General features: G+C 42.1%; 6 protein-coding genes. 4 read left to right on the plus strand and 2 right to left on the minus strand.

Annotated features, from left to right (window positions below):
• The first annotated feature begins 112 nt into the window (after nt 1-112).
• The 3 genes from ACM0OX_RS02270 to ACM0OX_RS02280 all read left to right on the plus strand — a co-directional run bounded on the left by ACM0OX_RS02270 (nt 113) and on the right by ACM0OX_RS02280 (nt 3,929).
• Nucleotides 113-670, plus strand: coding sequence for an HdeD family acid-resistance protein (locus ACM0OX_RS02270; protein ID WP_414512716.1), 558 nt, complete (start codon nt 113-115; stop codon nt 668-670).
• Nucleotides 671-845: 175 nt separating this feature from the next.
• Entirely contained in the window at nt 846-3,005 is a 2,160-nt protein-coding gene (locus tag ACM0OX_RS02275; protein WP_414512718.1) for a glycoside hydrolase family 10 protein, read from the plus strand.
• Nucleotides 3,006-3,491: 486 nt separating this feature from the next.
• Nucleotides 3,492-3,929: an NUDIX hydrolase gene (locus ACM0OX_RS02280; RefSeq protein ID WP_414512720.1), complete on the plus strand. Its 438-nt coding sequence runs from the start codon at nt 3,492-3,494 to the stop codon at nt 3,927-3,929.
• A 110-nt stretch (nt 3,930-4,039) separates the two neighbouring features.
• Here the strand turns inward: ACM0OX_RS02280 and ACM0OX_RS02285 are convergent, their stop codons facing one another.
• Nucleotides 4,040-4,831 (minus strand): GH25 family lysozyme, encoded by a 792-nt coding sequence (locus ACM0OX_RS02285; protein WP_414512721.1) that lies wholly within the window; start codon nt 4,829-4,831, stop codon nt 4,040-4,042.
• Between the two features lie 101 nt (nt 4,832-4,932).
• Nucleotides 4,933-5,574, minus strand: a complete 642-nt coding sequence (locus ACM0OX_RS02290) for a DUF4232 domain-containing protein (RefSeq protein ID WP_414512723.1) — start codon at nt 5,572-5,574, stop codon at nt 4,933-4,935.
• Between the two features lie 158 nt (nt 5,575-5,732).
• On the opposite strand from ACM0OX_RS02290, the gene ACM0OX_RS02295 reads away from it, so the two are divergent.
• Nucleotides 5,733-6,239, plus strand: a complete 507-nt coding sequence (locus tag ACM0OX_RS02295) for a pentapeptide repeat-containing protein (protein WP_414512725.1) — start codon at nt 5,733-5,735, stop codon at nt 6,237-6,239.
• The last annotated feature ends 94 nt before the right edge of the window (nt 6,240-6,333 follow it).

Below are 6,333 nucleotides of genomic sequence, written 5' to 3' on the forward strand. Positions count from 1 at the left end.
CTATTAGGATTAAGTTAATACTAAAGAGTCTATCTTAGGGTTCATACCCTGTTACTTAGAAATTCCCTAACCTAAATGTAGAGTTTAGTCTAAGAATAGGAAAAGGATTTTTATGACAACCGATATTTCTAGAGATACTAACAAGAATGTGAATGGGTCACTGATAACAGGTGTTCTCTTGAGTATTTTAGGGGTTATTGCGATCGCAGCCCCTAATTTCACCACCATATTCGCCGAAACTTGGATTGCAGCGATTTTGATTTTCGCCGGATTTACAAAACTAGTTTATGCAACGCAAACCCGCGAACGAGGAGGTTTTCTTTGGAAACTTCTTTTGAGCGGGCTTTACATTGCCACCGGCATCATGCTGTTTGTTTACCCTTATACGGGTGTTTTGACACTGACTCTGTTACTTGGCACATTTTTGTTGACTGAAGGCACATTCGAGTTAATTCTGGCATTCAAGTTGCGTCCGCAACAAAACTGGACGTGGATATTAGCTAATGGCATTATTACCCTTGTGTTAGGTGCAATGATTTGGTTCCAATGGCCCTTCAATGCGCCTTGGCTAATTGGGACATTAGTTGGTGTCAGCATTATTTTTAGCGGCATTTCACGCGTGATGCTGGCGTTGAATGGGCGTTCTACCTTAAGTGGAGAACTACCTTAAATAGAGAATAGACGATAGGGAAAGGTTTTCTAAATGCCTAATCCCCAATCCTCAATACCAAAAAAGTTTACAAGACATTGCAGCAGCGATGCCTACAGCTGGCTATGCCTACGCCAACAAAATTGCTAAATTAACAAAGGAAATCAAAATCAAGGCCAGCTAGCTGCAATTAACAATGGTATCTATTGCTACTCCATTTTCGGATATTCAAAACCATTGGGCACGCTCATTTATTACAGCCTTAGCCCAACGCGGTATTGTCAGTGGGTTGCCTAATGGCACTTATCGCCCCGATAATTCACTTACCCGTGCTGAATTTGCCGCTATTATTGCCAACGCATTTGGGACAGTTTCCAAGAAGCGGCAGTATGTTCCCTTTGTTGATGTACCTACGAATTATTGGGCAGCAGCAGCCATCAAAACAGCTTACGAAAAAGCATTTGTTAGCGGGTTTCCTGATAAAACTTTCCGTTTTGCTAACCGAATTACTAGAGTAGAAGTCTTAGTTTCCTTGGTAGCGGGCTTAGAAATTGCTACCAAGGTAAAACCTGACCTCCTCTCAAAACTCTCACAAATTTATCAGGATTCTGTTCAGATTCCTGAGTATGGTAGAAATCACGTAGCTATTGCCACCAGCGCTGGATTGGTGGTTAGTTTTCCAAATATTAAATTACTTAATCCTAATCTCGCAGCCACTCGTGCAGATGTGGCAGTGATTATTTATCAAGCCTTGGTGTATTTAGGTCAGGCAGAAAAAATTACCTCTAGTTACCTAGTACAGCCGCCAATAATATTAACGCCCACACCAACACCAACACCGACAACAATTCCAGCACCGACACCAATTCCAGCACCAACTCCAACTCCAACTCCAATTCCAATTCCAATTCCAACTCCAACTCCAATTCCAATACCAACGCCAACGCCAACGCCAACACCTATCGGTAGCGTTAGGGTAAATCATAGCCGGGAATTCCGGGGAGCATGGGTAGTATCTGTGTGGAATGGTGATTGGCCTTCCAAACCGGGACTTACTGTTGCTCAACAAAAAGCAGAACTTACCGAGATTATTACTAAATTACAAGCGTTAAACTTCAATGCTCTGATTTTCCAGGTGCGACCAGAGGGAGACGCTTTGTATGAATCTCAATTAGAGCCTTGGAGTGCTTGGATTACAGGAACTCAGGGGAAAGCACCGGAACCATTTTACGATCCTTTAGCGTTTGCGATCGCAGAATGTCATAAACATAATCTTGAACTCCATGCTTGGTTTAACCCTTACCGTGCTAGCACTTCCACCGACCCAGCTAAAACAGTCCGTCCCCACATCGCAGCTACCAATCCAGAAAGCGTTTATTTGTGGAAAACTCAACGCTGGATGGACCCAGGACTAAAAATAGTTCAGGATAGAGCGTATAACGTAATTCTCGATGTAGTGAAGCGCTACGATGTTGATGGCATTCACTTAGATGATTATTTCTATCCATATCCCATTGAGGGACAGTCTTTCCCCGATGACAAAACCTACGCTGCATATAAAGCAGCTGGTGGTACACTCAGCCTTGGCGACTGGCGACGAGACAATGTTAACAAAATGGTACAGCGCCTTTGGCAAGGAATTAAAACAACCAAATCCGACGTTAAATTTGGTATAAGTCCCTTTGGAATTTATCGCCCCGGCCAACCCACTGGTATTACTGGGTTGGATGCTTACAACGTGCTGTATGCTGACTCAAAGAAATGGTTAGAAGAAGGCTGGATTGATTATATCGCTCCTCAACTTTACTGGCGCACAGACCAAGCACAACAAAGTTATTCAGCATTACTAAAATGGTGGACACAGGTAAATACAAAACAAAGACACGTTTACGCTGGCAACAATCTGACAGAACCAAGCAACAAGAGTCGGGAGAGTGATGAGATTGAAAAGCAGGTGATAGTTAGTCGTAGCCAAGCTGCACAGTTATCACTGGGGAATATCTTCTTTAATCTCAGTGTTTTAACAGAAAATAGTCAGGGCATTGCTGATAAATTCCAAAGTCTGCTGTATAACAAACCTGCGCTACCGCCAACTTTGCCTTGGCAGGATACAACACCACCACCTCCACCCATTGGATTACAAGTCAATAACCGCAAACTGAGTTGGCAGCCTGGAGATAATCAGCCAGTTCGTTCCTGGACACTTTATCGGCTGAGTGGCGATACTTGGACAATTCAGCGAATTTTGTCTGCTGGCACAACCTTCGCTACCGTTCAACAAGCGGGAAGCTATGCCGTGTGTGCAGTGGATAGATTAGCTAACGAGAGTGCGGGAACAGTTATTACAGTTAGTTGAACAACAGTGCTGCCCAAATTATCCACAACTTTTATGGATACAACTGACGAATAGGAATCTGACTCGAATGGCACTAAGAAAAGCCCAAAGACTTATTGTATTTTCGTTCCCAGCCTCCAAGCTGGGAACGAGTTCCGAGAGGCTCTGCCTCTTGTTAACAAAGAGGAGGCGGAGCCTCCGAGAATAGTTTCCCAGCCTCCAGGCTGGAAGTTGGGGCAGGGGCTATATCTTAACTTAGTGCCATTCGAGTCTGACTCTTCAAGATAAAACCAGTGTGATAATAATAGCGTAACTGCGGAATTAAAATCATCATCACCCGCTCAAACACTGATGCTGGAAATTTTTTGAATAATTAACTTTTATAAGTAAAAATCATTTTTTAACCTTTTCATAACTTAAAATTAACCAAAATTTATCCGGTATCAGCTCTAGACTTTCTGAAGTAAGCATTGTACAAAAAGCTAGTTAGTACAGGATGTAAATTACATGAGTCGAAAAGCCAGCAAAGTGTTGAAACAGTCTGGGGTGATTCCTTACAGAGTGAACAATGGTAAAGTTGAAATCTTGCTAATTTCAACCCGTGACTTTCAACACTGGGTGATTCCCAAAGGAGATATTCCTAATGGCATGAGTCCACCTGATTCCGCAGCCAAAGAGGCGTGGGAAGAAGCAGGAATAATTGGGCAAGTAGATGCCAATGAACTGGGAACTTACAAGTACCGCAAACAAGGCAAAATTTACTGCGTCAAGATGTATTTACTATCAGTCGATATGCTGAGTGAAGATTATCCCGAAGCAAGTAAAAGAAAACGGCAGTGGGTAGAAGTGAATAAAGCTATCAGGCGGGTTAAGTTTAATTCACTCAAACGAATCCTTAAAGGTTTTTTTCAGGTAAAATCCCAATTTTGTGCATTACGATGTTAAATAGTGGACAGAAAAAATTAAACTATATTATACAATACAAAACTAATAAAAGGTTTGTAGTCAAAGCTCCAAACCTTACTATAAGCCTCTGTTTATTTACACCTACTTACCTAAATCCATAATAAAGCTACCCAAGTTTTTATACCGACAATTCCATCAGCTTGCAATTTCTTAGATGTTTGAAAACTAACAATTGCATTCTTAACTGATTCAGAAAAACGCCCATCAATGGCATCAGTATATAATCCAATATCTTTTAGTTGTTGTTGTAATTGTTTTACTCTTAGCCCAGAATCTCCTAGCTGCAATCCATTAAATCTATTCAAATCGGCTCGACCGCTAACACCAGTTACACCAGATATATCACCTTCATATTGATGGATTAAGTATTGTCCCTGCCAAGCACCAGGAATAGTTGGGTTCCTAGTTCCGTAGTGGGCAATCCATAACGGATAACTAGCAAAATCAGATGGATTACCAAGTTCTGTCCAAAAACTGGGAAAGGTATAAATAATTGGTTTGATTGGTTTTTTGGTTTGTTGCAAAAGGGCTTTTTCCACCTCTGCTAACCACAACTTCGCTGCATTAATTACAGCTTGGCTATTTACTTTATCAGTTACCTCTATATCTATGACTGGTGGTAAGTCTCCCGGTTCTAATTTGCCCAAAGTTTTTAAGAATTCCTTTGCTTGCTGAACCGGGTCAGATGTATGAGGGTGAAAGAAATGATAAGCACCCCGAATCAGACCAACAGCTTTCATAGTTTGCCAGTGATGAGCAAAAGCAGAATCTTTAATGCTTACTCCTTCTGTGGCTTTGACAAACGCAAAAGTTTTACCAGAGTTTTTTACTGCCGTCCAATCTACTCTGCCGTCTTGATCGGCAACATCAATTCCTTCCATAGAATTTTTTAACCTTTTTGATTAGTACAATCTTGAACTTATCAGAGGCTTTGATTAAATTTATGCTTTTTCTGGGTATTTGAGTAAATTACAGAAATTTACTAGGGTTGAATGTCAGCAGATCGTACAGGAGTCACTCTAACTTTGCCTGTACAAGGTTTGATTTGTTCTGTAAGGGTAAAGTGCTCGTAAGCATTAGGAGGTGTGATTTGAATTTTACTAGACATTGGGCAGTTTTGCTCTGGGGAACTAATGTGGTTATATGCTATCTGAAATGAGGCTTGTTTTCCAGGAGCTAGAGTTACTTGTTGTCGAGGTTGCTTACTCGAAAAGTAAGTATCCTTGGAGCGAATAACTTTAATCCCCTGCAAAGGTTGATTTTTTGCATCCAGTAGTGCCAATCCCGGATAACCGTTGAGGGTGCAAGGGGATGAGCCGTTATTGGTGAAGGCGTAGGTAAGTGCAACATTCCCCACGCCAGCATCTTCAGAGACTCGGCGCACTGACAATTGGCTAGTTTCACAGCGCGTCGGATTGGTGGCAATAGTGGCTTCAGGGGTAGAATGCTCTATAGGTTTTGCAGCCGGTGTGGGTGTTGAGGTCAACACAGCTTCTTTCGTCGGCTGCTCAGTGATTATTGGTAAGGCTTGCGGCTGTTTTGTAACAGAGGAAGAATCGACACAGCCAGTTGTCATTGCAGTTAGGAGCAACAACATACTGCTTTCCACAATTAGAATTCGCATATCTTCTTTTTTTGTAGTGAACTACTTACACTGATGCTTCATATACATTGTAAGTTTCCAAATTTACAAGGGTTAGCATTGCTGTGTATATACCATCTGTTAATAACGTTATTAGTATCCCTGTAATTATATGTATTGAAAGATGCGAGAGGTAAATTATGAAAGATGAAAGAAAGTTTATCGAGCGTAGAAAGTTGCTTAAGAGATATGCGGCTGGCGAGAGAGACTTTGCTGGGATTAGAATCAGTTCGCGCGGACTGGATGGAGAAGATTTGCGGGAAATTGACTTGAGCGAAGCCGATTTGATAGGTGTTGATTTGAGTGGCTCCAACCTGAGCCATGCCAACTTGAGTGGAGCCAAAATGCTTTGTGTTAACCTCACTAATGCCAATCTCAGTTATGCCAATTTGCGAGGAGTTGACTTGAGTGGTGCTGATTGCATAGGGACTGACTTCTCCAATGCCAGTTTGAATGATGCTATCTTGACTGCTGCTATATTTGATGGGGCTAACCTCTACAGGGCAGCGATTGGTGGTACTGCCAAATTCATAAAAACTGATTTTAGAGGAGCCAAAAATTTCCCTCCTCTCGGAGAAGGTGTTTTGGTATGTAAAACTTTTTGGGAGGACGGAGATTTCTTCAAAGGGCCTGATTGGATTGAGTGAGGTACAAGAACCCCACCCCCAACCCCCTCCCCGCAAGCGAGGCTACGGTGTACACACAAGTCTTCTAGAGTTGCACCACAGCCTTTTGATCCCC

The sequence above is a fragment of the Nostoc sp. PCC 9305 genome (assembly GCF_963920915.1).
GTDB lineage: Bacteria > Cyanobacteriota > Cyanobacteriia > Cyanobacteriales > Nostocaceae > Nostoc.

What these genes read in the sequence shown, in the direction of transcription:
- ACM0OX_RS02270 (WP_414512716.1), top strand. Translation starts at nt 113, where the DNA reads ATGACAACCGATATTTCTAGAGATACTAACAAGAATGTGAATGGGTCA.
- ACM0OX_RS02275 (WP_414512718.1), top strand. Translation starts at nt 846, where the DNA reads ATGGTATCTATTGCTACTCCATTTTCGGATATTCAAAACCATTGGGCA.
- ACM0OX_RS02280 (WP_414512720.1), top strand. Translation starts at nt 3,492, where the DNA reads ATGAGTCGAAAAGCCAGCAAAGTGTTGAAACAGTCTGGGGTGATTCCT.
- ACM0OX_RS02285 (WP_414512721.1), bottom strand. Translation starts at nt 4,831, where the DNA reads ATGGAAGGAATTGATGTTGCCGATCAAGACGGCAGAGTAGATTGGACG.
- ACM0OX_RS02290 (WP_414512723.1), bottom strand. Translation starts at nt 5,574, where the DNA reads ATGCGAATTCTAATTGTGGAAAGCAGTATGTTGTTGCTCCTAACTGCA.
- ACM0OX_RS02295 (WP_414512725.1), top strand. Translation starts at nt 5,733, where the DNA reads ATGAAAGATGAAAGAAAGTTTATCGAGCGTAGAAAGTTGCTTAAGAGA.